Origin of the sequence: Streptomyces sp. NPDC088762 (assembly GCF_044750905.1) — a bacterium.
Taxonomy (GTDB): Bacteria; Actinomycetota; Actinomycetes; order Streptomycetales; family Streptomycetaceae; genus Streptomyces.
This window is the reverse complement of the sequence record NZ_JBIVKT010000006.1, coordinates 228,163-251,067: the sequence shown is the minus strand read 5'-3', so window position 1 is coordinate 251,067 and position 22,905 is coordinate 228,163. Positions and strand designations below refer to the sequence as shown.

Annotated in this window: 19 protein-coding genes and 2 pseudogenes; 15 read left to right on the top strand and 6 right to left on the bottom strand. The window is 69.8% G+C overall.

Annotated features, from left to right (window positions below):
- Positions 1-20: 20 nt before the first annotated feature.
- Both ACIP5M_RS17365 and ACIP5M_RS17360 read right to left on the bottom strand, forming a co-directional pair.
- Positions 21-2,813, bottom strand: coding sequence for a molybdopterin-dependent oxidoreductase (locus ACIP5M_RS17365; protein WP_401197731.1), 2,793 nt, complete (start codon positions 2,811-2,813; stop codon positions 21-23).
- Positions 2,810-3,634 (bottom strand): FAD binding domain-containing protein, encoded by an 825-nt coding sequence (locus tag ACIP5M_RS17360; RefSeq protein WP_401197728.1) that lies wholly within the window; start codon positions 3,632-3,634, stop codon positions 2,810-2,812. Before ACIP5M_RS17360 ends, ACIP5M_RS17365 begins: the two co-directional genes overlap by 4 nt.
- 233 nt (positions 3,635-3,867) lie before the next feature.
- Between ACIP5M_RS17360 and ACIP5M_RS17355 the strand changes: the two genes are divergently transcribed.
- From ACIP5M_RS17355 to ACIP5M_RS17320, 8 genes and pseudogenes are all read left to right on the top strand, one after another.
- The gene (locus tag ACIP5M_RS17355) at positions 3,868-5,385 is read left to right on the top strand and encodes a PucR family transcriptional regulator (RefSeq protein ID WP_401197726.1); all 1,518 of its coding nucleotides are present in this window, start codon (positions 3,868-3,870) and stop codon (positions 5,383-5,385) included.
- Between the two features lie 258 nt (positions 5,386-5,643).
- The gene (locus ACIP5M_RS17350; protein WP_401197723.1) at positions 5,644-5,877 is read left to right on the top strand and encodes a hypothetical protein; all 234 of its coding nucleotides are present in this window, start codon (positions 5,644-5,646) and stop codon (positions 5,875-5,877) included.
- A 277-nt stretch (positions 5,878-6,154) separates the two neighbouring features.
- A complete protein-coding gene (locus ACIP5M_RS17345; RefSeq protein WP_401197721.1) occupies positions 6,155-6,574 on the top strand; it encodes a molybdopterin-binding protein in 420 nt (139 codons plus the stop codon).
- Positions 6,575-6,784: 210 nt separating this feature from the next.
- Positions 6,785-7,180 carry a molybdopterin-binding protein gene (locus tag ACIP5M_RS17340; protein WP_401197719.1) on the top strand — a complete coding sequence of 132 codons (396 nt, stop codon included), beginning with the start codon at positions 6,785-6,787 and terminating at the stop codon, positions 7,178-7,180.
- A gap of 9 nt (positions 7,181-7,189) precedes the next feature.
- Positions 7,190-7,583, top strand: a pseudogene (locus tag ACIP5M_RS17335) (extracellular solute-binding protein); the annotation flags it as partial.
- A gap of 615 nt (positions 7,584-8,198) precedes the next feature.
- Positions 8,199-9,278, top strand: coding sequence for a hypothetical protein (locus tag ACIP5M_RS17330; RefSeq protein ID WP_401197717.1), 1,080 nt, complete (start codon positions 8,199-8,201; stop codon positions 9,276-9,278).
- A 44-nt stretch (positions 9,279-9,322) separates the two neighbouring features.
- Positions 9,323-11,113 (top strand): Ig-like domain-containing protein, encoded by a 1,791-nt coding sequence (locus ACIP5M_RS17325; RefSeq protein WP_401197714.1) that lies wholly within the window; start codon positions 9,323-9,325, stop codon positions 11,111-11,113.
- A gap of 320 nt (positions 11,114-11,433) precedes the next feature.
- Positions 11,434-11,880 carry a molybdopterin-dependent oxidoreductase gene (locus tag ACIP5M_RS17320; protein ID WP_401197713.1) on the top strand — a complete coding sequence of 149 codons (447 nt, stop codon included), beginning with the start codon at positions 11,434-11,436 and terminating at the stop codon, positions 11,878-11,880.
- Positions 11,881-12,263: 383 nt separating this feature from the next.
- Here ACIP5M_RS17320 and ACIP5M_RS17315 read toward each other — a convergent pair whose 3' ends face one another.
- Entirely contained in the window at positions 12,264-13,082 is an 819-nt protein-coding gene (locus ACIP5M_RS17315) for a hypothetical protein (RefSeq protein WP_401197711.1), read from the bottom strand.
- A gap of 243 nt (positions 13,083-13,325) precedes the next feature.
- On the opposite strand from ACIP5M_RS17315, the gene ACIP5M_RS17310 reads away from it, so the two are divergent.
- Entirely contained in the window at positions 13,326-13,946 is a 621-nt protein-coding gene (locus ACIP5M_RS17310) for a LysE family translocator (protein ID WP_401197709.1), read from the top strand.
- Positions 13,947-14,117: 171 nt separating this feature from the next.
- Here the strand turns inward: ACIP5M_RS17310 and ACIP5M_RS17305 are convergent.
- The 3 genes and pseudogenes from ACIP5M_RS17305 to ACIP5M_RS17295 all read right to left on the bottom strand — a co-directional run bounded on the left by ACIP5M_RS17305 (position 14,118) and on the right by ACIP5M_RS17295 (position 16,804).
- Positions 14,118-14,996: pseudogene (locus tag ACIP5M_RS17305) on the bottom strand (IS5 family transposase).
- 161 nt (positions 14,997-15,157) lie between these two features.
- The gene (locus ACIP5M_RS17300; RefSeq protein ID WP_401197707.1) at positions 15,158-15,925 is read right to left on the bottom strand and encodes a DUF1963 domain-containing protein; all 768 of its coding nucleotides are present in this window, start codon (positions 15,923-15,925) and stop codon (positions 15,158-15,160) included.
- Between the two features lie 480 nt (positions 15,926-16,405).
- Entirely contained in the window at positions 16,406-16,804 is a 399-nt protein-coding gene (locus ACIP5M_RS17295; protein WP_401197704.1) for a hypothetical protein, read from the bottom strand.
- A gap of 733 nt (positions 16,805-17,537) precedes the next feature.
- Here ACIP5M_RS17295 and ACIP5M_RS17290 point away from each other — a divergent pair.
- The 6 genes from ACIP5M_RS17290 (at position 17,538) to ACIP5M_RS17265 (ending at position 22,860) form a co-directional block, all read left to right on the top strand.
- Positions 17,538-18,575: a sulfotransferase gene (locus tag ACIP5M_RS17290; protein WP_401197702.1), complete on the top strand. Its 1,038-nt coding sequence runs from the start codon at positions 17,538-17,540 to the stop codon at positions 18,573-18,575.
- Positions 18,565-19,305, top strand: coding sequence for a formylglycine-generating enzyme family protein (locus tag ACIP5M_RS17285; protein WP_401197700.1), 741 nt, complete (start codon positions 18,565-18,567; stop codon positions 19,303-19,305). The genes ACIP5M_RS17290 and ACIP5M_RS17285 overlap by 11 nt, the downstream gene beginning before the upstream one ends.
- A 4-nt stretch (positions 19,306-19,309) precedes the next feature.
- Positions 19,310-20,011: an HAD family hydrolase gene (locus tag ACIP5M_RS17280; protein WP_401197699.1), complete on the top strand. Its 702-nt coding sequence runs from the start codon at positions 19,310-19,312 to the stop codon at positions 20,009-20,011.
- On the top strand, positions 20,008-20,742 hold the full coding sequence (locus tag ACIP5M_RS17275) for an adenylate/guanylate cyclase domain-containing protein (protein ID WP_401197697.1): 735 nt from the start codon (positions 20,008-20,010) through the stop codon (positions 20,740-20,742). The genes ACIP5M_RS17280 and ACIP5M_RS17275 overlap by 4 nt, the downstream gene beginning before the upstream one ends.
- Entirely contained in the window at positions 20,739-22,172 is a 1,434-nt protein-coding gene (locus ACIP5M_RS17270; RefSeq protein ID WP_401197695.1) for an MFS transporter, read from the top strand. The genes ACIP5M_RS17275 and ACIP5M_RS17270 overlap by 4 nt, the downstream gene beginning before the upstream one ends.
- 184 nt (positions 22,173-22,356) lie before the next feature.
- On the top strand, positions 22,357-22,860 hold the full coding sequence (locus ACIP5M_RS17265; protein WP_073492597.1) for a GNAT family N-acetyltransferase: 504 nt from the start codon (positions 22,357-22,359) through the stop codon (positions 22,858-22,860).
- Positions 22,861-22,905: the final 45 nt, after the last annotated feature.

The window sequence follows — 22,905 nt, the reverse complement described above, 5'->3', positions numbered from 1 at the left end:
CACTGGCGCGCAGAACTCGGTCAGGGGGAAGACTCGCTCCGCCGAGCCGCCTGCCGGCGCATCGCCAACCAGACGCGGTCGCGGGTCAGGGGCGTCTCGGTGAAGCGGATGCCCGTGGCGTCGTACAAGGCGTTGGTGAAAGCGGGGGCCACCGGATTGAAGGGGCTCTCGCTCATCGACTTGGCTCCGAGCGGGCCGGTCGAGTCGGACGTCTCCATGAAATGGACCTCGGTGCGCGGCACGTCGGCGTACTGCGGGAGGCGGTAGCGGCGGAAGGCCGCCGTCGTCACCTCGCCGCGTTCGTCGATGCGTACCGCCTCGAAAAGCGTCGCACCCAGCGCCTGGGCGACTCCTCCTTCCACCTGGCCCCGGCATTGCAGGGGGTTCATGACGTTCCCCGCGTCGGCGGCATGCACGCTGCGCAGAATCCTCATCTCGCCGGTCTGCGGGTCGACCGCGACACGGAACCATTGCGCGTTGAAGGCCACGGAGCGCGGGCTGCCGCCCCAGTAGCCGTCCGCGGTGAGCTCGGCCTCCGCTCCCTGTGCGTGCGCTGCTTCGTACAGCTCCTTCAGGGTGACCGAGCGGCCCGCGCAGTCGACCGCCTCCGCATCGAGCGTGCACAGGTGGCGGGGTACTCCGGTGTACCGGGCCGCGAAGGTCTTCAGTCGTCCGGCCAGGGAGTCCGCGGCGAGTATCACCGCCTTGCCCGCCACGACGGTTCCGGCGGAGCCGAAGGCTCCGGTGTCGTGGCGGACGACGTCGGTGTCGGACTGGCGGATGCCGATCCGGTCCACGGTGGTGTGGAGGGCACCCGCGGTGATCTGCTTGTGGACCGTGGTGGTGCCGTTGCCGAATTCGGCCGTACCGACGGCGAGGTCGTACGTGCCGTCGGCCAGGAGGGTGACGGTGGCATCCGCGTAGTGTCCGTTCGGCGGGGCGGTGGCGATCATCGCCAGGGCGGTGCCCTGACCGGTGAGCCACCCCTCTGGCACCTCCTCGGTGCTGCGGTCCTTCGTGATGGCGCTGCGGACGATGCTCAGGCACTGGTCGAGGCCGTACGAGGCGATGTAGAGGTCCTCGTCGTGGCCGATCGGTGTGATCATGTGGTCACCCGGGCCGATGACGTTCTTCTCCCGGAAGTCCAGTGGGTCCATGCCGAGGCGGCGGGCGACCTCGTCCATGGCGGACTCGACGGCGAAGGTGGTCTGGCTGAGTCCGTAGCCTCGGAAGGCCCCGGAGGGGACGGTGTTGGTGTAGACGGAATAGGCATCGACCTTCTTGTGCGGGGCACGGTAGATGGCGAAGGACTCACCGACACTGTGGAACATGACGCCAGGTCCGTGGTTTCCGTAGGCGCCGGTGTCGGCGACGACGCGCATCTGGATCGCGGTCAGGGTGCCGTCGGTGCGGGCGCCGACTTTGATGCCGATCGTGAAAGGGTGTCGGGTGGTGGCACCGTAGAACTGCTCGGCGCGGGTGAATTCGAGCTTCACCGGGCGGCGCAGCCTGAGCGCGGCCAGGGTGACGATGTCCTCGACCAGCACTTCCTGCTTGCCGCCGAAGCCGCCGCCCACCCGGCCTGCGACGACGCGGACCTCATCCTCCGGAAGGCCGAAGAGGGCGCAGAGCGCACGGCGTGTCAGGAACGGGGTCTGGGTGCTGGAGCGCACAGTGAGCCGCTGCCCCGTGCCATCCTCCTTCGGCTCGAAGTAGGCGACGCAGCCGTGTGTTTCGAGGCTGGCGTGCTGCACGCGCTGAGTCCGGAAGGTCTCCTCGTAGACGACGGCGGCTTCGGCGAGCCCGTCGTCCACGGAGCCGATCTCGCCGTGCACCTCACCGGCCACGTTGTTCTCGACGCGGGCGATCCGCTCCTGCGAACCCTTGCCCGTGTGGATGACGGGCGCGCCGGGGCGCATGGCCTCCTCGGGATCAGTGACATACGGGAGTTCCTCGTACGTCACCTCGATCCGCCGGCAGCCTTCCTCGGCGGCCTGCTCGCTGTCCGCGACGACGGCGGCGACCCGCTGGCCGACGAAGCGCACGACATCGTCCAGGACGCGGGTGTCGTCAGGGTCCTCGGTGGGGTGCTCGTGACGGGCGCTGGAGTAGAGCCTGGCGGGGGCGTCCTCGTGGGTGAGGACGGCGTGCACGCCGGGAACGCGCAGGGCTGCGGAGGTGTCGATGGCGAGGATGCGTGCGTGCGGGTGCGGGGAGCGCAGCAGCTTCATGTGCAGCAGCCCGGGGACATCGACGTCGAAGGTGTAGCGGGCGGTGCCCGTCACCACCTGAGGGCCGGCCGGGGCTCCGAGGTTCTTGCCGACTGCCGCACCTGCGCCCGGCCGCTCGGCATGCTTGATGCCGCGGACGGCGTCCTCGATGGCGCGGTATCCCGTGCAGCGGCAGAGGTTGCCCTTGAAGGCACGCGGCAGGTCGCCGAGCTTGCCGTCGTCATGGGTGCGACCCTTCTCCTCCTCCAGAGCGGCCGTGGTCATCACGAACCCCGCGGTGCAGAATCCGCACTGGAAGCCCTGCGCGTCCAGGAACCTCTGCTGGACGGGATGGAGTTCGCCCTCCGGCGAGGCCAGGCCCTCCACGGTGGTGACCGAGCGGCCCCGTGCGCGTACGGCCGGATAGAGACAGCTGTGCACCGGCTCGCCGTCGACGTGCACGGTACAGGCCCCGCAGTCGCCGGCGTCGCAGCCCTTCTTCACGCCGAACCAACCGCGTTCACGCAGATAGGTGCGCAGACACTGACCGGCGCGGGGCTCCGTCTCGAACGGCCGACCGTTGACCTGGATGCCGAAGTTCATCGCCCACCGCCCACGGTGAGTTCCCGTCGGACCTGCTCGGCGAGGTGGAAAGTCATGTGCCGCCGCCATTCGGGCAGCCCGTGGATGTCGTCGAACCAGTCACCGTCGCCCACGGCCGAAGCGATCGCCCTGCGCAGCGCGGCCCGGTCCGGCGGCAGGGCGAACCAGATGCGGAACGGCCTGGTGGTCGCGGCCGTGATGGTCACGGTCAGCGATCCGTCCACCGGATCCAGCGTCCCGATGACGAGGGCACCGGAGCGCCCGAGACCGTAGAGCGACACCTGCATGAAGGCGGTACGGCAGCGCAGCGAGCGCGCGGGGATCGTCACCGAGCGCAACAGGTCACCCTCAGCGAGATCCTTGCGCCCGGCGCCGGTGACGAAGTCGGCTGCCTTCACCCGCCGAAGCGAGCCGTCCTGGGCCCGGAGCAGGCACTCGCCGTCGAGAGCCGCGGTGAGGGAGATCATCGGTCCGGCAGGCAGGCCGTTGCAGAGGTTCCCGCCGACGGTCGCCATGTTCCAGATCTTGAACGAGGCGAGGAAGGCCCGGCAGCACTGCTCGATGAGCGGGGCCGCCACCGCGTCGAGCGTTCGGCCGAAGCGGGAGAGCTGCGCGATCGTGCACGTGGCCGCGATCTCCACCGAGCCGTCCGGCAGGGTCCGGAGCGGCTCCCACCCCATACGGCTCAGATCGACCAGCCGACGCAGATGCGGCTGGGGCTCGGAGAAGAGGTACGTACCACCGCCGAGCCAGGCATCACCCGGCCGCCAGGGCTCGTGATGTCGTGCGTCGCGCACATCGAGCACCGTGTTCAGATCCATGTCCCCACCACCCCGTCGGCTGCTGCTTGTTCCTTCAGTGAAGCCGCGTCACAGGCCGAAAACGACTGGTGCCGAGCACGGAAAACCCTCAGCCGCCCCGGTCCTGCCCTGGTGAATCAACCAAGAGGCACCTCACCTGCTTAAACCTTGCATTTACGATGGGCGCTGACAGATTTGCCTAGTGGATGCGAGAAGCCGGGAAGGCCCTCCGTACCCGTACAAGGAGCCAGCACATGCACGTCGGAGACCTCCTTCAGATCGAGGGGCTCGATCTGACCCTCGTTTGGGGGGGCGGGAATCTGCTCAGCCAAGCGATAGACGGGGTGACCGCCACCGACCTGGAGGACCCCACTCGTTTCATCCAGCCCGGCGACATCGTGCTGAGCGGACTGATGTGGTGGAGCGAGACGCACGGCCGGGCCAGAACCGAGCGGTTCGTCTCCGCGCTCGCACGGGCCGGAGCCTCGGCACTGCTCGCCGGAGAGGAGACCCACGGAACCGTGCCCGTCGGGATCGCCGACTCCTGTCGCGCGCACGGCATCGCGCTCCTGGCCGTCCCGGCGCACACCAACTTCCGGGCCATCACCGAAGTCGTGTACCGGCGCCGATGGGGAGACCTCAGCCGCCGCCAGGCCGGCCACTCCCCTCTGCCCGAGAACGTACGCCTCGATCTCGGCCGTCTCGTTGATCAGGGAATAGAGGCGGATGAGCTGCTCGGGCGCGCGCTCGCTCCCTTCGGTACGCCACCGTGCTACCTGCTCACCAGCAGCGGACGCACGATCGCCCGCACCGCCTCCGCCCCCGAACTCCCGGCGGTGCGGACCGTGGAGCACCTGCGTGGCCTCACCGGGGAAACGCTGCGCATCCAGACCGAGTCCACTCCGTACGACGCCTGGTACCTGCATGTGCCCCAGGCCGGCGGAGCACCTCCCCGCGCCCTGCACGAGATAGCCGAGATCATCGGCCTGTACCGCCACCATCATCACCACGGGGGCGCGGCCCGACGCCGGACCGGGCAGGAGCTGATCGCCATGCTCGACAGGGGCGACACCGATACCGGGGCCCTGGCGAAGACCCTCGATGCGTGCGGGCCGCTCGCCGAGGGCCCCTGGAGGGTCGTCGTCACGGCCGGCCCTGGACGGCTCGCGGACAGTGGGGCGGAGGAAGCGCTCAGGGAAGCACTTCAGCACCTCCCCTCCACCGTCTTCGCCGTGGGTGCGGCATCGGACGGGGAGGCCGCGGCCGTCGTACGGTGCGGCGGCAAGGGCACTCTCCGACTCAACGAGCCCTGGTCCCTGCTGAACCGCTGTCGCCCCGAGACACCCCTGCACGCAGGCGTCAGTGCGCTCACCGCGGAGCCCGCCGGACTCCATGCCGCCCTGACTCAGGCCCGCTTCGCGCTCACGGCGGCGCGACAGGGCTCCCCGGCCACTGGTCGCGTGACCCACGTCGAGGAACTCGCCTCTCTGGAATCACTCCTGGCGGGGATCCCCGCCGACGTACGAACCCTCTTCAGCCGCACGACACTCGGCCCGCTCGCCGACAGCGAGGCTGCCTCACACCACATGCTCCGGGAGACCCTGGAGGTCTTCCTCCACCACAACTGCTCCTGGGTCCGCACCGCCGAAGCCCTGCATCTGCACGTCAACACGGTCCACTACCGCATCGAGCGCGTTCAGGCCCTCACCGGACGGGACCCGTCCCGCCTCGACCACAAGCTCGACCTACGCGCGGCACTCCTGTGCCTATGAGCACCGGCAAGCGAGCGTCGACGTGTGAACGGGTGTCCTGGACGCCCGCAGTGTGACCCGGGGCAGCAGTGCGGGCCGCCCCGGCGCGACGAGCCTGGCGGTCCGCACTGCTGCTGCGCACACGCCCCGTCGGCGTGGACCGCGACCGTACGGATCGCCTCAGGGCTCCGGAAGGTGGCACTGCCCTACGGGGCGGGCGGGCTCGGCATCAGGGTGAGTGGCCGTTTCACCGCTGTGGGGTGGTTCGTTGTCACAGGCATGAAGAAGACCATCACTGCCGCCGCGCTGGTCCTGGCCACCGTCGGCGCCGTTACGCCTGCCCATGCCGCTGACGGCGACTTCGGCGGCGAACTTGCCTCGGGCGTCTGGAACGTCGGCGCCACGGCCGTCTGCCTCGCCGAAGTCGCGGTCGTGCCCGTCCTTGGCGACTGGGCGGGCGACCACGTCGACAACTGCTCCGCCGGCAACGTCATCAGCCCGTCCCGCAAGTAGCACGCCGCCTAGCACCTCCACATGGCAACGGTCGAGTGTGCCCCGCGTACTCGACCGTTGCGTCCCAGAAACTCCTGGGGGTACACCAGACCAGGCGGGATCGCGCGCAACACCCTCCGGGGGTTTGGTCTGTTGGAGCTTCCCCAACGGGTCGCAGCCATTCGCCTGCCATGCGGCGCCGCGGTCCGCTCGTGATCTTTTGTCCGGTAGTGTCGGTCGTGGCGCGCAGGACTCCGAAGTACTTGCTTTGTCTTCCAACTTTGTGAGGCGTGTTTCCATGAGCCTGTCCATCCGCAACCAAATCGCCGGCACCGTCACCGGGGTCACCACCGGCGAGGCCATGGCATTGGTGAAGGTGCGCTTGACCGGCGGCCAGCACATCACTGCGGCCATCACCGCCGACGCCGTCAAGGACCTGGGCCTGGCTGAAGGCTCCTCCGTCAAGGCGCTCGTGAAGTCCACCGAGGTCGCCCTCGCGACCGGCCCCGTCGAGGGCATCTCCATCCGTAACCAGCTCCCGGGCACCGTCACCGATGTCTCTACCGGTGGCGCCATGGGCTCGGTCAAGGTCTCCGTGGATGGCGGCGAACTGACCGCCGCCATCACCAAGGATGCCGTCGAGGCCCTCGGCCTGGCCTCCGGCACCTCCGTCGTGGCACTGATCAAGTCGACCGAGATCTCCCTCGCCGCAGCTTGATCATTCCTGCACCACCACGAGGGCCGCGCACGATGGCAGTGGGCGGCCCTCGCCGGACCGTGACGGTGTCGTCCGCGCCGATGATGCGTTCCGCGCGGTTCCTGGCTACTGGGTGATCACTGGGTGAATTCTCCAAACGCACCTCATGTGCCATGGAGATCTCCAGTAGGAGCTTGCAGAAGCGAGCCGCAGGGCCCTACGGTGGCGCGCATGCAGTCCTACACCATCGGACAGGCGGCGCGCCTGCTCGGTGTCAGCCCCGACACCGCACGCCGCTGGGCGGATGCAGGCCGCGTTGCGACCCATCGCGACGAAGGTGGCAGACGCCTCATCGAGGGTCGCGACCTGGCGGCCTTCGCCATCGAGGTGGCATCGGGCGGTGTGGGTGAGGACGACTCCGCCCACACCTCCGCTCGCAATGCCTTCCCGGGGATCGTCACCGCCGTCAGGATTGGTGATGTGGCAGCACAAGTCGAGATCCAGGCCGGCCCCCACAGGCTGGTTTCGCTGCTCACCCGTGAAGCCGTTGAGGAACTCGGCCTCGAGGTCGGGATGCGGGCCACAGCCCGCGTGAAGTCGACCAACGTGCACATCGACCGCACGTGACCCGCAGCCCTGTCCTTCACGCTCACCCGACGCCGCATCGCAGAAGCCGTCGGTACCGTCCTCGCCCTTTCCCTTACCGCCTGTGGCGCGAACGACGGCAAGCAGGACGGCGGGGCGAAGGCCGATGCGCCGTCCAGCACCGCCCCCCAGGTGAACCTCACCGTCCTGGCTGCCTCTTCGCTCACCGACGTGTTCAAGAGCGCGGGCGCCGCCTACGAGAAGTCCCCCCGGTACGAAGATCACCTTCTCCTTCGCCGGTTCGCAGGAACTCGCCGCGCAGGTCAAGCAGGGCGCCCCCGCTGACGCCCTGGTCACAGCCGACACAAAGACGATGGACGGCCTCACGGCGGAGACCGGTACTCCCACGATCATTGCGAAGAACCGACTCGTCATCGCCGCAGGCACACAGAAGATCCTCCAGGACGCCGGCTTCCAGAAGCCGTAACCTCACGCCTCTCCGACAGCTCGCCCCCAAGGAGGGGCCCGTGTCGGCATGTTGCCCGTCCGGCTGCTTCCTCTGCCGGGCGGGCTTCGTATGTTCCGGCTCGACGCCCCGCTTGTCGTGTCCGTACGGAGGCGCTTCGCCGCCATGGCAGAGCGGCGGGCCAATTGGCGAGGCGCGGGCGGAACTGACTGTTCCTCGCCGGGGGCATCTGCTAGGAAGTTAATGGGAAGTAGCGGTAGATGCGGCCTGAAGCACTGGCTATAGTCCGCATGTGCGATGAGCCGCGGTACATGCTTCCATGTCCCGGAACCGGTGAGTCCACCGGCCGTCCCATCCCGAGACCCGGGCCTGTTCGGGCGGTGAGGACATCCGTCGGCGGAGTGACTTCCCTGTGACTCATCTACGCACCCGCTCAGATCTCCACAAGCGCCCCTCGACCGCGGCTGCCGACACGCGGCCCGCCTGCCCCAAAGGACGGCGCTCCGCGGGCCGACTGCCGGCCGCACCCACCACCATCCGCTTCGCGCGTGCACCGGCGAATGACGAACCCACCCCGAAAGAGGGAGACTCCCCATGAGATTGACAGGTCTGCGGCGCGCCGGCGCCCGGAAGGCCCTGGTCGTAAGTGCCCTCCTGGTCCTCGTGGCGCCTGGGACCGCGTACGCCAACACCGTGGCGGTGACCGTGGAGACGCCCGGAGCCACCTCGGGCCCACCCTCCGCGTTCTCCGAGATCTCCACCTCCGCCCACTGTGCGAGCGGGCTGGTCGCCGGGGGCGGCATCGACCAGGCCGTCGGTACGGGCACGTCCTCCAACGGCAATAAAATCAACGGAAGTTCACCCAGCCCCGACGGCAGCACCGAGTACACCGGCTCGACCGGCGTGGTCGGCATCGACGTGACCTACTGGCTGGGCATCGGCGGCAGCGGCGGCGCGGTCAACGCCTCGTTTTCCAGTACGCCGTACGCCATGTGCTTCACCAGCGCCCTGATCAACCACACCCAAGTGGTCATGAACAAGACCGCCGGTCCCACCACCAGCGGCACGGTGGCCCTCGCCACCGCGACCTGCCCGGCCAACACCCGCCTGATCGGCGGCGGCGCACGCATCACGCCCGCGAGCGTCGGCAGCCTCAAGCCCATCGCCGGCTTCCCCACGTTCAACGACTCCGCGCACAGCTACGGCCAGAAGGCCGCGGCCAACGGGGAGACGAACCCGGACTCCTGGTCGGCGGCCGGCTGGAACGGAGGCGGCGGCAACAGCAACAACACCACCTATGCGTACGCCATCTGCAGCGGCAACAGCATCGACGTCAGCGGCGCCACCGTGACGGTCCGCCACAGCGAGGTGAGCGGCCCGACCGCGGCGACCACGGGCCAGAAGGTCACGGTCGGCTGCGGCCAGGGCGACGGGAGGCTGGTGAGCGGAGGGGCCGCGATCAGCGGGGGCAACGTGACGACCACCGACTTCACCGGCCCGGGCTCGGTCGGCGACCACCTCAACGGCAGCTACCCCAGCGACTCCGGTGGCAGCGCGGTGAGCGACGGAACCACCACCGCCGCGTACTGGACGGCGTACACCCACACCGGCGCCGGCAGCTCGCCGAGCACCTACTCCGACACCTGGGCGCTCTGCGCCGACGACGGCGCCTGAGCGGCGCCCCACACCTTGCCTCCCTCGCACCGACGGGACATTCGTTGAGCACCTTCACGACCAGGATGCTGCGGGCGGCCGGCCTGACCGGCCTCGTCGCGGCCCTGCTGACACCCCTCTCCGCCACCGCCGACCAGAGCGAACCCGGCACGCCCTGCGGGACGGGCGGCCTCTTCACCGCTTCACCGCCCAGCTGCACCTACCCCACGCCCGGCACCGACACCTTCACCGTCCCCGCCGGGGTATCGGTCGTCAGCGTCGACCTCTACGGCGCCGAAGGCGGCAGCGCGGCCGGCTTCGTCACCCCCAACCCGCCCAACGCCGGCGCCCCCGGCGGCCTCGGCGGACGCACTCGGGCAACCCTGCCGGTGACCGCGGGCCAGAACCTCCAGGTCACCGTCGGGGCGGCCGGCATCCCCGGCTCCTCCCGCCGCGGCGAATACGCCCGGCCGGGCGGCCTTGGCCACGGGGCCGGCGGCGGTGGCGCCCACGGCGGTGGCGGATCCGGCGGCGGCGCCTCCGACCTGCGCACCGGTGCCTTCGGGAAGGCCGACCGCCTGCTGGTGGCCGGGGGAGGAGGCGGGGCCGGCAACGGCGGCCCCCTGCTCCGCGGTGGCAACGGCGGCGGGCCCGTCGCCGAAGCCGGCGGCGAGGGTGGCGGTCCGGAAGGGTCCGGGGTCGGCGGAGGCGGCGCCTCGCAGACCGAGCACGGCGCCGGCAGCCCGAACTCAGCCGCAGGCGGCCCCGGCGTCGCCGGCAGCGACACCGACCCGAACACCGGGCTCCCCAACCCCGGTAGCGGCGGTCCGGGCGGCAACGGCGCCCGCGGCGGCAACGGCGGCGGGGGAGGGGGTGGTGGCTACTTCGGCGGCGGAGGGGGCTCCGGTGGCGGCAACCCCGGCAACTTCTACGGCGCTGGCGGAGGCGGCGGCAGCAGCTATGCCGCACCCTCCGCACGTGACACGGTGCTCGACGCCGGTGTCAACCCGGGCAACGGCAAGGCCGTCGTCTCTTTCCGCTACGACACCACTCTCGCCCTCGCGGTGGACACCCCGGCCCCGCTGTTCGGCCACGACGTCACCGTCACCGCGACCGTGACCTCGGCCAGTCGGACGTCCTCGGCAGCGAGCGGGACCGTGACCTTCTTCGAGGGCCAGGTCGCCTTGGGCGCCGCGCCACTCGTCGACGGCCGGGCACGCCTCACCACCGCCGGCCTCCGTCCCGGCGCCCACGCCCTTACCGCCACCTACAGCGGCGACGGAACCTTCACCGCAAGCGACTCGACCGGTCCCGCCGAACTCACCGTCGGATTCAGCGCGCCGTGCATCACCGGGACGCGGACGGGCGCTCTGACGGTGGGCGCGGGACAGTCGCTCTGCCTCGCCGCAGGTGCCGTGCAGACCGGACCGGTCACCGTGGAACCCGGCGGGGCGCTGGCCATGACGGGAGCTGCGATCAACGGACGCTTCAGCGCCGACCGGGCCCGCGCCCTCAGCGTGTGCGGCTCACGCCTCGACGGTGCGGTCACCGTGGAGGGCGCGAGTGGCCCCGTACTGGTCGGATCGGCGAGCCCCGCGGTGGACTGCGTCGGCAACACGGTCGTGGGACCGGTGACCTTCACCGGGAACACCGGCGGTCTGGAAGCCGGCGCGAACACCCTGACCGGTCAGGTGAGGATCAACGGGAACAGCGGCAGCGGCCTGCCGCCGGCCCAGCCCGTGCCCGCCTTCACCCACAACCACCTCACCGGACCCCTGCGCTGCGAAGGCAATGCGCCGGAACTGCGTCAGGAGGCCAACGAGGTGGAGGGTCCGCGCTTCGGTCAGTGCCGCTGAACGGACTTGCTCGTAGGCCCTGACCAACAAGGGCCGGGACCTACGAGCCCCCCGGTTGAGACCGGGACCGACTCAGCGCCCCGCGGCCACGAGCGGTTTCCCCACCGCTCGTCATCGGCCCGAGGGTCTGCGGTTCGACCGGCAGACCCTCGGGCCGCTTGCGTCGGGTGCAGCAGGCCTCGATTCCACTTCACCCGCGAACTCGTAAGGCAGAGGATGCAATCTCAGACCGGCCAATAGCCCGAGATTTGCCACCTGTTCATTCATCCAGACCTTGCAGATGAGGTTCCGTCACCAGCCCGGCCGGGCATCACTTCAGCATGCCGAAACTCATGCTGCACGGAGACCTGGACCAGCCGACGACCCTCAGCGTCGAGGACCTGCGGGACTGGCCGCAGCATCGAGCCGCCGTCACCTTCGACTGCGCCACGAACGGCCCCCAGCATCACGTGTTCGAGGGTCCGCTCCTTCGCGACGTCATCCAGGACGCGCGTCCCACCTTCGACGCCCACCGCCGGAAGGACCGGTCCCGCTTCCTGCTGACCATCAGCGGAGGGGACGGCCACCACACCGTGCTGGCGTGGGCCGAGCTCGATGCCGACTTCGGCGACACCCCGGTACTGCTCGCCACCCGCCTCGACGGGAGCGGCCTGGACGAAGCCGGAGCGCAACTCGTGGTCCCCACCGACCGGTGCGGCGCCCGCTACGTCAGCGCCGTCACCCACGTCTGGTTCGGGACGCTGCCCTTCCCGAACCGCGCCCTCTGATCGCATCTGCGCTGCCGGTTCGGCTGTCGAGCCTGCTGGCGTGGCCCGCCTTGCGGCCCTGGGCGAGACTGGTTGCCGACCTCTTGGACCACCTGGGAGGCGGTTCCTCAGGGTCACGGTTAGGGTGGCGTGCTCCCGAAGGCGTTCGGGGTTCTCAGGCCCTCCGCCATCTGGGACGTCTGACCCCGTCTTCTGGACCGTCTCCCAGGGTGCCGCACGGTGCCCCGCGCCGCGCTCAGGGCCCTGTCGGGCCCTGAGGACGAAATTGCCGGGCGCCCTTCGGGGGCGTTCACCGGCAATTTCGGTCCGGCGGCGGCGCGGACCGCGCCGGGGATCGGTCGGCCTGTCTGGATACGCCAAGCCGCCGACTTCCTTAAAATCCTTCAGCCGACTGGCAGGCCCTGGAACTTCGCCGGAGCCAGCGCCAGGAACTTCGACATCGCGGTGGCAAGCCGGGCCGCCTCGGGTCCGCCAGGCTCACCCGCCAAGCTGCGGAACGTGAGTTCCAGCGCACGGTCACCGTCACGCACCAGAAGGGTAGTGATCTGGGCCTGCTGCCCAACCGGACCGGCGAGCATGGTGCGCATCAAGGCCTCGTCACCGAACTTCCGCTCCACCTTGAGCGGCTCGCTCGGATCACCGGCCGGGTCCACCACCTGGACGGGGATCTCCTGATCGCCGATGCTCATCGTCCAAGCCGCGCACCGGGCGTACACCTGCCGCATGTCGGCCATCCAGGCCACGGCAGCCCCCGTTGCCCGCTCTGAGACTCCCTCGTCGACGACGATCGAGGAGTCGGCGTTCGCGAACGAGGTCCTGACCTCCCTCATGGCCTTGTCGCTGAACGCTCTGTTCAGCAGGGCGGTGAGTTCCGGGGTCGGGCCTGTCATGGGAGGCGGGTCTTCGTGGGACGAGGGCGATGCCAGCTCGGTGAAATCGCCGAGGCAAGCGTCGGCCAGATCTCCTGCCGTGACCAGCAGCCGCTCGAGGCCACCAGGCCGGGAGGTCGGCGCCGATGGGGAATCGTCACGCGTGCTCACAAGTAACCCTTCGTCAATTGGTGTTTGCGCGGTCCGCCGGCCGCGGCGTGGGTATGGAGGAGGAATCTGATGCCCGACGATCAGGAACGGCAGGACGAGCGTGACGGCAAGGCCGTAGGCGACATAGGTCCTCGGGTTCTTCTCATCAAAGCTGGGTGGCATCGGCTTCGGGATGTCCGTAGGGGTCTCGACGGCCTCCGTCCCCCTTCAGGCGCAGTCGTCAGGGAACCGCGGTCAGAAGCTGCTAGGAGCTGTCCGGCCCATCATGGGCGAAGCCAGATGACGATTTGCTGCAGCGGTCGTGGTGCCGAGGTAGACCACGCGCTTGCGGGGGCGTCCGGATGGTGGACGAGTCCTAGCCCTGGGACGTGCTGATCTTTAGGCTCCGGTGCTATGTGGGGTGTCGTGCTTTCCTTCGCCGGTGTGGCCTTGATGGCATCGCTGATCCCGGGGCCGGATGCCGCGGTCGTGCTGAAGAATGCGATGTCCCGCGGGCTTTGGGCGGCTATGCGGACGGCGGCTGGATGCAGCGCGGGCCAGCTGGCCTGGGGGCTGGCATCCGTGGCCGGTATCGCCACTGTTCTGGCGACCTCCGTGATCGCCTTCACCGTCGTGAAGTTCGTCGGCGCTGCCTATCTGTTGTTTCTGGGAGTCAGGTCGTTCGTGCAGGCCCGCAAGGCTGGAAGTGCGGTGCAGACAGCGCGGCTGGTGACCGCGTCCGAGTACAGGCGGAGTGGGTCGGTCTTTGGCGAAGGACTGCTGACCAATGCGCTGAATCCCAAGACAGCGCTGTTCATGTCCGCACTGTTGCCGCAGTTTCTGCCGGTGAGTGGCCCCAGCTGGCTGGCGCTCGTGTTCGTGGCGATCACAGCGGTGATCTCGTTCGCCTGGATGTCCGCGTATGCCGTGATCTTCTCTCGGTTCGGCAACATCATGCAGAAGCCGGCTGTGCGCCGGACGGTGGATCGCGTGATGGGGACTGTGCTGGTTGGCCTGGGCGTGCGGTTGGCGGCCGAGCGCGCCTAGGAGCTGTCCGGCCGGCCTGGACGGCGGAGGGCCCGTACCTGTCCCTCGGATATCGGCACGGTGCAGGTGGCGTCGAGCGGCATCTCGGCCCTGACATCGACACACCGGAGTCCTGGAATGAGGGCCTCTCGGAACTCCTGACCGAATGGGACGACGGCACCGGCAGCGGCGTCATCGGTCTTGAAGCCTTCCTCGCGGCCTCTGGCCTGGTGTTGGCCCCAGGCGCAGCGGTGAGATGACGTCGTGAAGGCGCGGTCGTGTTCGGAGCCAGATGACGACGGCTGCCGCCATTGCGGTGCCGAGGAAGACGTAGCCGCGCTTGTCGTACCGAGTGGCAACGGCTCGGGCGTGCTCGAGCTTGTTGATGGCCCGTTCGACGGTGTTGCGCTTCTCGTAGCGGTCCTCGTCGAAGCCTGGTGGTCGTCCGCCTCGCGAGCCTTTGCGTAGGCGGGCGGCCTGGCTGCCGGTCTTCTCCGGGACGGTGTGTCGGATGCCGCGGCGTCGCAGGTAGTCGCCGCGCCCGTTGCTGTAGGCCTTCCGCGGCGAGACTGTCCGGCTTCTTGCGGGGCCTGCCTGTCCCGAGTCGGGAAACGCGGATCTTCTCCAGGACCGACTTGAACTGGGTGCAGTCCGCTCGCTGCCCTGGCGTGACGACCAGGGACAGCGGACGGCAGCGGCCGTCTGCGCTCAGGTGGAGCTTGGTTGTCAATCCGCCGCGCGAGCGGCCCAGGCCCTCGGTTCCGGCACCACCTCCACCAGGCGGGCGACGAGGTCGATCTCACCCACCGCATCAGCCTCGGCCTGGACCTGCCGGAGCAGGTGTTCCCAGGTCCCGTCAGCCGACAACCGGCGGTGTCGTTCGTAGACCGTCTACCACGGCCCGAACCGTTCGCGCAGGTCACGCCACTGCACGCCGGTCCGGCCGGCTGGGTGAAGGATCCCGTCGATCACCTGCCGGTGGTCCCGCCACCTGCCGCAACGCCTATTGCTGACCGGCAGGAACGGCCGCAGCCGTTCCCACTCGGCGTCACTCAGATCACCCCGCCCCATGTCCTCGTCAACGACTCCGAGACGGAGCAGTCACATGACCGGCCGGACAGCTCCTAGTTGGCCCGGGCGCATTTGCGAGCCCTCGAACAACTGCAGTCCGTGATCCGTGGTCCCGGAACGCGGGCGGCGAGGCGGTGGTCGTGTGGGAGGGCTCAGGGCGGTCAGCACGAGTCGTACCAGTGATCGAAGGGGCGATCCGGGCAGGTACGGCACTCGAAGATGTACACCGAGCCCACACTGCCCACATCAAGCCCGGTGGGGTCCACAGGGACTGCCCGACCGCCCTCCTCGTCCCGGTCCTCCAGGGGCAGCCAGATGCGCCACGAGGCCCCGTCGCATTCCCAGCTGGCCACGGTGAGCAGGTGGTCCATCCGGCCGCCGCATCCCGCGCAGTTCACCCATCCCGGCCCGGTGAACCATGACGGATACCCGCCGAGTTTGATGCCCGGCGCCTCGGCGAAGTCGGAGAAGGACAGCAGCGGCATGGCCTCCTGCGGCGGGATCGTCTCCCGCAGCCGGCGGAAGTCGTCCCGCCACTCGTCGGCCAGGTCTTCCGGCAGATCCCAGGTCGGGTATTCCGTCACCCGCTCCGGGTGGACCACGCACGGCGCCGGAACATGCCGACGGGCCGCAGCCGGATCCGTTGGCGGCGCCGGGAGCACGGCCTGTACCGCAGCGGAGTCGCGCCAGAACACCGCAGGCCACGGCGACGCGGGAAACTCGTGGGTGAACGGGCACCAGAGCACCTGCAAAAGATCCGCGCCCTCAGGAAATGGCACCACGCCGGACGGCAGATCCGATCGGAAGGCCTGCACGACCGGCACCATCGGCACCATCGAGCTGCTCGGCAGGTCGTTGCCGAAGGCGCTGTGCGTGTGCGTACATACCGGCCATCCCTCGTCTGCCGGCCACAGCAACGGCCCGCCCACGGAGCTCTCGGTATACGACGGCGCACCTTGCCTCGGGTGCAGACGCACCGTGTCCCGCGCCCACGCGGCGAGCCCTGGGACCAACCCCACCACGTCTACAGGACGTGGCGGCGTCCGCCGTCTCGCCACGCCTGCACCGGCCGGCGGGCCCTTCAGATGATCATTCATAGACGGGAGCCTGCCAGACGGTGACTGATTCCCCATGACCGCTGCCAAGCGTCGGACGTGCCTACTGGGTCCTGCCGATCGCACGCCGGAACCTTGCCCACGCAGACTCCCCACGGCCTCCAGCCAGGGCCCCGGGTCTGCGCCCGCCGGCACTGGGACCGGTATGTAAGTCCCGTTATCGGGCAGCCGGCTCCCACCCGTCGCAACCCCAGAGCTGATCCCCGTCTGTCCGTCGCGGCGATGCGGGCACGAACGACATCGCCGATTCGCCTCGCAGCACAGCAACTGGTGCGAGCATCTGCCCCGCGCGGGTCAGTTGTCCGGGTTGCAAACGCCGTCGCCGGGCCGCTGACGGGAGTACCGGACGATGGCTTCCTGCGAGGTCGATGACGCGCTGCCGTCGGCCGGGGTGAGTGTGTAGAAGGCGATGATGGAACCCTCGGTGACGGCGTCCAGGACGCCGTCCCAGGGGATGGTGTAGCCGGCCGAGGTGGTGTCAGCGGTGATGCTCGCGACACCCTGGATCTCCGCAGCCGGCGTCTGCCCGGAGGCGTCACTGCAGACCGTGATGTGGAAGGTGACCTTGTCGCCGGTCTTGAAAGGGATCTGGTCCACCGCGACGAGGACGCCATTCCAGGGCCTCTGCCAGCAGGTGATGCCGCCGGGGGGTTCCGCGTAGGGAAATTCAGGGAAGTCGAGCTCGATGGACATGCGGGCTCCTGGTCGGTCGAAGCGCGGGGGGCGTGGGATCGGATTCCCGCTCCATGATCATGGATCAAACGCCAGGCCGTGAGGCCGGATCATGAGGATCACCGGACTTGTCCGCCGCCAAGAACCCGGTCAGGAATACGACACGACTCGAATGGCGTTCCCCGCCAGCTGGTGCAGGCTGAGGGAGTACGACGCGGCGGGAGGCGTACGCTGACGACCACCAGTCGCCGGACACGCTGATCGCGGTCTCTGCTGCCTCGAGCCGGAGTAGGGCGGACCCCGGCGCTGCCTTTGGACGCTCCTACCACTGCACATACGTGGCGACGCGGGTGGGTACGAAGCTGCGGTGGGGCCTGTCCGCGGATAGGGCCGAGCGGCTGGCGCTGCCAGAGGTGGCGGAGGACCGCCCGGACACCACCGTCGTCTACGAGCCGCCCCATGACGGCAGCCGTGGGCGAGCTCCATCTCGCCACCGTCACCCTCTCCCCGACCTCTCCCGGCGAGGCATGCTGCGCGCCTGGGGCGCCGACACCGTCCTCTTGACACTCGGCGCCTGCCGTCCGCCGTCGACGGCGACGCGCCCGCCGCCTCGTCAGGCCCCCGCCGCAGAGGGACCCTGACCGTCGCACACGGAGTGGACTTCACTCCGGCCCCGCTCACCGGTTCGGTTCCCGGACGGGCGGCTTCTCGGCCCATTGGTACTGCCGCGACAGTCCGTTCACACTCCCAAGAGATGATCTTTACCGGATGCCGGCCCGCACCTTGGAAGCCGCGTCCGAGGGGGCGGGAGGGGACCGTCGGGGACCCGCCCCGCCGAGGGCCACCAGCCCGGAGCTCCGCACCGACCCGGGCCACCGATCACGACTTCCCCCGCAGCGGCTTCGGGACACCGACACCAGACTTCGGCGGCCGAGCCGCCCTCGCGAATCCAGGGACCAACCAACCGATGCAGCGCAGTGCGCCATTTCTGATCATTGGCCACCACCGATCCGGAACGAACTTCCTCGGAGAACTGCTACAGCGCAACGCGGCCGTCGCCTGTGCCAACGAACCGTTCTCCATGCACACCGACTTCTTCCGGGACAACGACCTCAGGCCATGGTCCTCAGCCGAATACGACCAGGCCGTCCTGCACCCGGAGTTGTACTCGTCCCCGAAGATCGTGCTGTTCCTCCAAGAGCTGCGGAAGTGGCTCAATTCCTCGCCCGAGGGCTGTCGGCGCGGATTCAAGGAGACGCTGCTGTACGAGAAGCTCCCCTGGCTCGGTGAGTTCCTGCCCGGTCTGCGGGTCATCCACCTGGTGCGCGACCCGCGAGCCGTCGCCGCGTCGGTGCTGAACGTGCCGGAGGCCGAAGAACTGTGGAAGTACAGCGTGACCGTCACACGCTACCTGGAGGAGGAGCTCGGCCACCCGCCCGGCGACGGGCTCGACCCCTTCGAGCTCTGCCTGCGCAGCATCGACATCCGCTGGGGGCTCGCGCGGCAGTCGCTGGCCGCCTTCGAGCACATCACCGTCCGTCTGGAGGACGTGGTCGAGCACCCCGAGGACACACTCGGTCCGCTGATGAAGTTCCTGGACCTCGAACCGACGAGCGAGCAAATGGACTTCATCGCCGACTCCCAAAGGGAAAGCCGGGGCGGACGGTACTCCAGCTACCGCTCCCGCGACTCGGTGCTCAACTCCTGGCGCAGCCGGCTTACCGACGCACAACAGACCCGCCTTGCCACCGGTCTCCGGTCTTTCTTCGAGGAGTACGACTATGCCAGCTGAGCTTCGTCGCGCCCTGCGCGCGACGGCCGTGACCGTGCCGGCTCCCGCCTCCGTCCTCGTTCCGTCCCCCGGGCCCGCTACCGCACCGGAAGGACCGGATCGGCCCCCGCTGCTCGTCATGCGCACCCTCATGACCAATCACCACTACGCGACCCTCCTCAACGCGCTGGAAGTGCCCGACGAGGGAGACGGCATTTCCCTGTACATCAACGCGAAGAACCCCGCGTTCCCGCTCCGCTACGACCCAGCGGCCGGGCGCTACCGGGTTCGGCCCGGGCGGGAGGACCACCCCGTCATCGGCGTGCCGTGGCTGGGGGCGCGGCTTGCGGCCGAGGCCGTCGGCGGGAGGCTGCTCTCCGAGGACGAGTGGGAACACTGCGCCACCGCGGGGATCGTCGGCCGGACGTACCCATGGGGCGAGACCGAACCGGTCGAAACCGCGGCCAACTTCGGCGAGAACGTCGGCAGCACCACCCCCGTCGGCGCATACCCCGCCAACGACCTCGGTTTCACCGACATGGCGGGCAACGCGGAAGAATGGACCTCCGACTGGTTCACCCCGCACCGCCGGGACCGTGATACCCCATCGGCTGCCGGGACGTACGAGAAGGTCGTCAAGGGCGGGGCCTGGAACAAGTCCGCCGCCCTGCTCGCCTGTTCCGCCCGACGCGGCAGGTGGTACATCGCCGGTTCGGCGTCGATCAGCTTCCGCGTGGTTTGGGAGGGCTGAACGGATGCTTTCGGTGATCTTCGACCTGGACGACACGCTGTGCGACTACGGGGCCGCCCGTCAGCGCGCGAAGCGGAAGATCGACCTGCTGCTGCGTGAGCACGGAGTGCCGACCGGCGCGCCCTACTGGTCGCGGTTCGACGAACTGGACCCCGTCCTGTTCGCCCGGTTCACCGCCGGTGAGCTGGCCCGGGACGAGTACCGCCGCTTGCGGTTCGAGATCCCGGCGACCGACGCGGGGGCGGACCGCGCCACGGCCTCCGCGGCCGCCGTGCAGGCCAACGCCGTGTACGTCGCGTGCGCCAACACAGACATCGAGTTGTTCGACGACGCCCTGCCCGCTCTCAGCTCTCTGCGCGCCGCCGGGGCGGAGCTCTCCCTCTTCACCAACGGGCCGTCCGACGGTCAGCGAGCCAAGATCCGCAACCTGGGCCTGGCGCCCTACGTCGACCACGTCTTCATCTCCGAGGAATTGGGTGTTGCCAAGCCCAGTCCCGCGGCGTTCGCTGCCGTTCTCTCCCACCTCGGAAGGACCGCCCGACAGAGCGTCATGGTCGGCGACTCACCCACGACCGACATAGCCGGTGCCCGCGCCGCCGGCATCCGTGCGGTTCTGGTCGACCGCGCCGGCCAGTGGAGCGATCCGAGCGTCGAAACCATCACGGGCCTGGCCGGCCTGCCCCTTCTCCTGACGGCCGCCCTGTGAGCGCCGGCACCCGGAGCTCCGAACGGTACGACGGAGGCCCGGGGAGCTTCCTCGACCCGGCCCTCTCCGCCGCGCTGGCCCGCGACCATTCGGCCCTGGACCTGCGCACGACCAAGGCGGCCGTCGTCTTCTGGGACATCTCCGGCTACTCCCGGATCGCGGATGCCCTGCAACACGGTGGCACCGAACTCCTGCGCAACATCCAGGAGTTCCTCACCACCGCGGCCCAGGCCGTACAGCGCAACCACGGCGTCGTCCACAAGTTCCTCGGCGACGGCCTGATCGCCGTTTTCGGGAGTTCGCTCGGCGGTCCGGCCACAGCGGTCAGCCAACCTGAGTCCGAGCTCGCGCGGCCTGCGCTCACCGCCGCGGCCGAGCTGCGCTCGGACTTCACCGGCATCGCCGACCGCTGGGTGGCGTCCAGCGGCGCACCCGACCCCGGTATCTGGCGGGTCGGACTGCGCTGCGGCATCGCCATGGGTGACGTGCACCACGGGCGGCTCGATCTCGGACCCATGTCCTCGCTCGCACTCCTGGGGCACCCGGTCAACCTGGCGTCCCGCTGCTGCGCGGATGCCGAGCCCGGGCAGGTTCTGGTGTCTGGGCGTGTACGGGCAGCAGGGGCCCCGGCGTTCGGCTTCCACCCCGCAGGGCCGCCCCGGACGCTCAAGAACATCTCCGGCGCGCAGCAGCTCTGGGCCGTCGGCGCTCCGGACGAGGAGGTCGTGTGACCAGCGCCGGCACCGGCTCCACCCGCCACAACACCCCGGCTCGCCCGAGCACCGCCGGGCGGGCCGTGACCGCGGTTCTGCTGACCGCTGTGACCGCCTACGCCCTGTCGATATCCCTGGTCATGCCTGCCCTGCCCCGGCTGGCCACCGACCTGCGAGCTTCCGGCACCGCCGTCACCTGGGCCCTGACCGGCTTCACGCTGTCCGCCGCCGTCACCACCCCGTTGGCGGGGCGGCTGGGCGACCTCTGGGGCCACCGGCGCGTTCTGACCGTCGCACTCGGTACTTGTGCCGTCGGCCTGGCCCTCGCCTCCGCGGCCGACGGACTGGCCCTCTTCGTAGCGGGCCGCGTGCTGGCGGGCGGCGGCGCCGCCGCTCTGCCGCTTGCGTTCGCCCTGGTCCGCAGGCTCAGCACCACCGACGAGGTGGCTTCGCGGATCGGCGTTCTGTCGACTGCCATCGGCCTCGGCGCCTCGGGCGGCTGGGTCCTGGGCGGCCCCATGACGGCCCTGATCGGAACACGTTCGCTCTCCCTGCTCCCGCTGGCGCTGTGCGGAGCAGCGCTCGCCGGTACGCTCCGCGTCATCCCCGCCGACCGGGCGCCCTGCCGCCCGGAGCGGTCATGGCGGCGACTGGACGTCGCAGGGGCCTTCGGGCTCGCTCTGTGGCTCTCCGCACTCCTGCTCGCCTCCTCCCAGGGCGGGCACTGGGGCTGGGGCTCGCCGGGCACCCTGGCACTCACCGCCGGCGGTCTGCTCGGCGCGATCGGCTGGGCTGCGTACGAACTGCGCGTTCCACAGCCCGTCATCGATCTCCGGGCCCAACGTGCCCCGGCGCTGCTGGCGGCGGGCGGGTCTGCCCTCACCTGCGGCTACGCGTTCATGGCAGCCGGCATCGTGATTCCCCTGCTGGTCCAGGCCCCGCCGGACACCGGCTTCGGCCTCGGCGGATCGGCTACCGCAGCGGGATTCGTCCAACTTCCCACAGGGCTGGCGCTGATGGCTGCCGGCGCACTGGCCGGACGGACGATCAAGCGGTACGGGACCGGCCGGGCACTGGCCATCGGCTGCGCCCTGGTGGGCGTCGGATACCTCGCGGCGATCCTGGCCCACGGCAGCCTCGTCGCGCTGGCCGCCATGAACGTCGCACGAGGCGCCGGCCTGGGCCTCGCCTACGCGGCCATGGGCGCGCTGGCCGTGCAGTCCGTACCCGCGTCGGACAGCGCCGCGAGCGCGGGCGTCAACGTCCTGCTCCGGAACCTCGGCACCGCGGTGGGTGCGGAGGTCACCTCGGTCCTGCTCACCGATGGCTCTCCCGTCTCGGTCACCACCGCTTTCACGGTGCCGGCCGTCCTCATGGCCGTCACCTTGGCCGGCCTGTCGGTGGCCGGCCGCCGGCGGGACACGGCCGTTGGGAATGCCCCTGCTTGAGACGCTCCAGGGCCTGCGTAACCCAGCCTCGGTGAACGCGACCAGAGGAGTCTGCCTCGCAGGGCGGACGGCGGACCGGCCGGCGTACGCCCTGGGTTCTCCACCCGGCATGAGAGCAGGGCCTGGCGGTATGCGGGGAAAATCCAGGGGAGCGGACGACCGTGCGCTGCTACGGTCGGGCGTCATGAGCTGGCTTCCCGATGACTTCGTCCACCCCGTCCTGGTACCGCTGCCGGGCGGTGGCCATCACCTGCGGCCGATCCGGGAGGCGGACACCCCGCTCGACTATCCGGCTGTGATGGGTTCGCGCGAGCGGCTGTGGACCATCTTCGGCCCGGCCTGGGGCTGGCCCGCGGCCACCATGACCTACGAGGCCGACCAGGCCGACCTTTTGCGGCACGAGAAGGAGATCGCCGCACACCAGTCCTTCAACTACGCGCTGTTCGACGCGGCGGAGACAGCTCTGCTCGGCTGTGTCTACATCGACCCCCCGGAGAGGGCCGGCGCGGACGGCGAGATCTCCTGGTGGGTGGTGGACGAGCTGGTGGGCAGCAAGGTCGAGCAGGCCCTCGACGCGTTGGTGCCGCAATGGATCGCCGCCGACTGGCCGTTCGAGCAGCCGCGCTTCCTCGGCCGTGAGATCTCCTGGTCGGACTGGCTGGCCCTGCCGGAGCATCCCGACACGTAAGCGGACGTTGCCCGTACCGAACTCGCGGGCTGGCGTCCGGACCGG

Excerpts from the sequence above, each read along its gene's own strand:
- ACIP5M_RS17345 (WP_401197721.1), top strand. The coding sequence starts at position 6,155 with ATGAGCCTGTCCATCCGCAACCAAATCGCCGGCACCGTCACCGGGGTC.
- ACIP5M_RS17365 (WP_401197731.1), bottom strand. The coding sequence starts at position 2,813 with ATGAACTTCGGCATCCAGGTCAACGGTCGGCCGTTCGAGACGGAGCCC.
- ACIP5M_RS17330 (WP_401197717.1), top strand. The coding sequence starts at position 8,199 with ATGAGATTGACAGGTCTGCGGCGCGCCGGCGCCCGGAAGGCCCTGGTC.
- ACIP5M_RS17315 (WP_401197711.1), bottom strand. The coding sequence starts at position 13,082 with ATGCCACCCAGCTTTGATGAGAAGAACCCGAGGACCTATGTCGCCTAC.
- ACIP5M_RS17290 (WP_401197702.1), top strand. The coding sequence starts at position 17,538 with ATGATCTTTACCGGATGCCGGCCCGCACCTTGGAAGCCGCGTCCGAGG.
- ACIP5M_RS17280 (WP_401197699.1), top strand. The coding sequence starts at position 19,310 with ATGCTTTCGGTGATCTTCGACCTGGACGACACGCTGTGCGACTACGGG.
- ACIP5M_RS17350 (WP_401197723.1), top strand. The coding sequence starts at position 5,644 with ATGAAGAAGACCATCACTGCCGCCGCGCTGGTCCTGGCCACCGTCGGC.
- ACIP5M_RS17320 (WP_401197713.1), top strand. The coding sequence starts at position 11,434 with ATGCCGAAACTCATGCTGCACGGAGACCTGGACCAGCCGACGACCCTC.
- ACIP5M_RS17285 (WP_401197700.1), top strand. The coding sequence starts at position 18,565 with ATGCCAGCTGAGCTTCGTCGCGCCCTGCGCGCGACGGCCGTGACCGTG.
- ACIP5M_RS17265 (WP_073492597.1), top strand. The coding sequence starts at position 22,357 with ATGAGCTGGCTTCCCGATGACTTCGTCCACCCCGTCCTGGTACCGCTG.
- ACIP5M_RS17295 (WP_401197704.1), bottom strand. The coding sequence starts at position 16,804 with ATGTCCATCGAGCTCGACTTCCCTGAATTTCCCTACGCGGAACCCCCC.
- ACIP5M_RS17355 (WP_401197726.1), top strand. The coding sequence starts at position 3,868 with ATGCACGTCGGAGACCTCCTTCAGATCGAGGGGCTCGATCTGACCCTC.
- ACIP5M_RS17340 (WP_401197719.1), top strand. The coding sequence starts at position 6,785 with ATGCAGTCCTACACCATCGGACAGGCGGCGCGCCTGCTCGGTGTCAGC.
- ACIP5M_RS17360 (WP_401197728.1), bottom strand. The coding sequence starts at position 3,634 with ATGGATCTGAACACGGTGCTCGATGTGCGCGACGCACGACATCACGAG.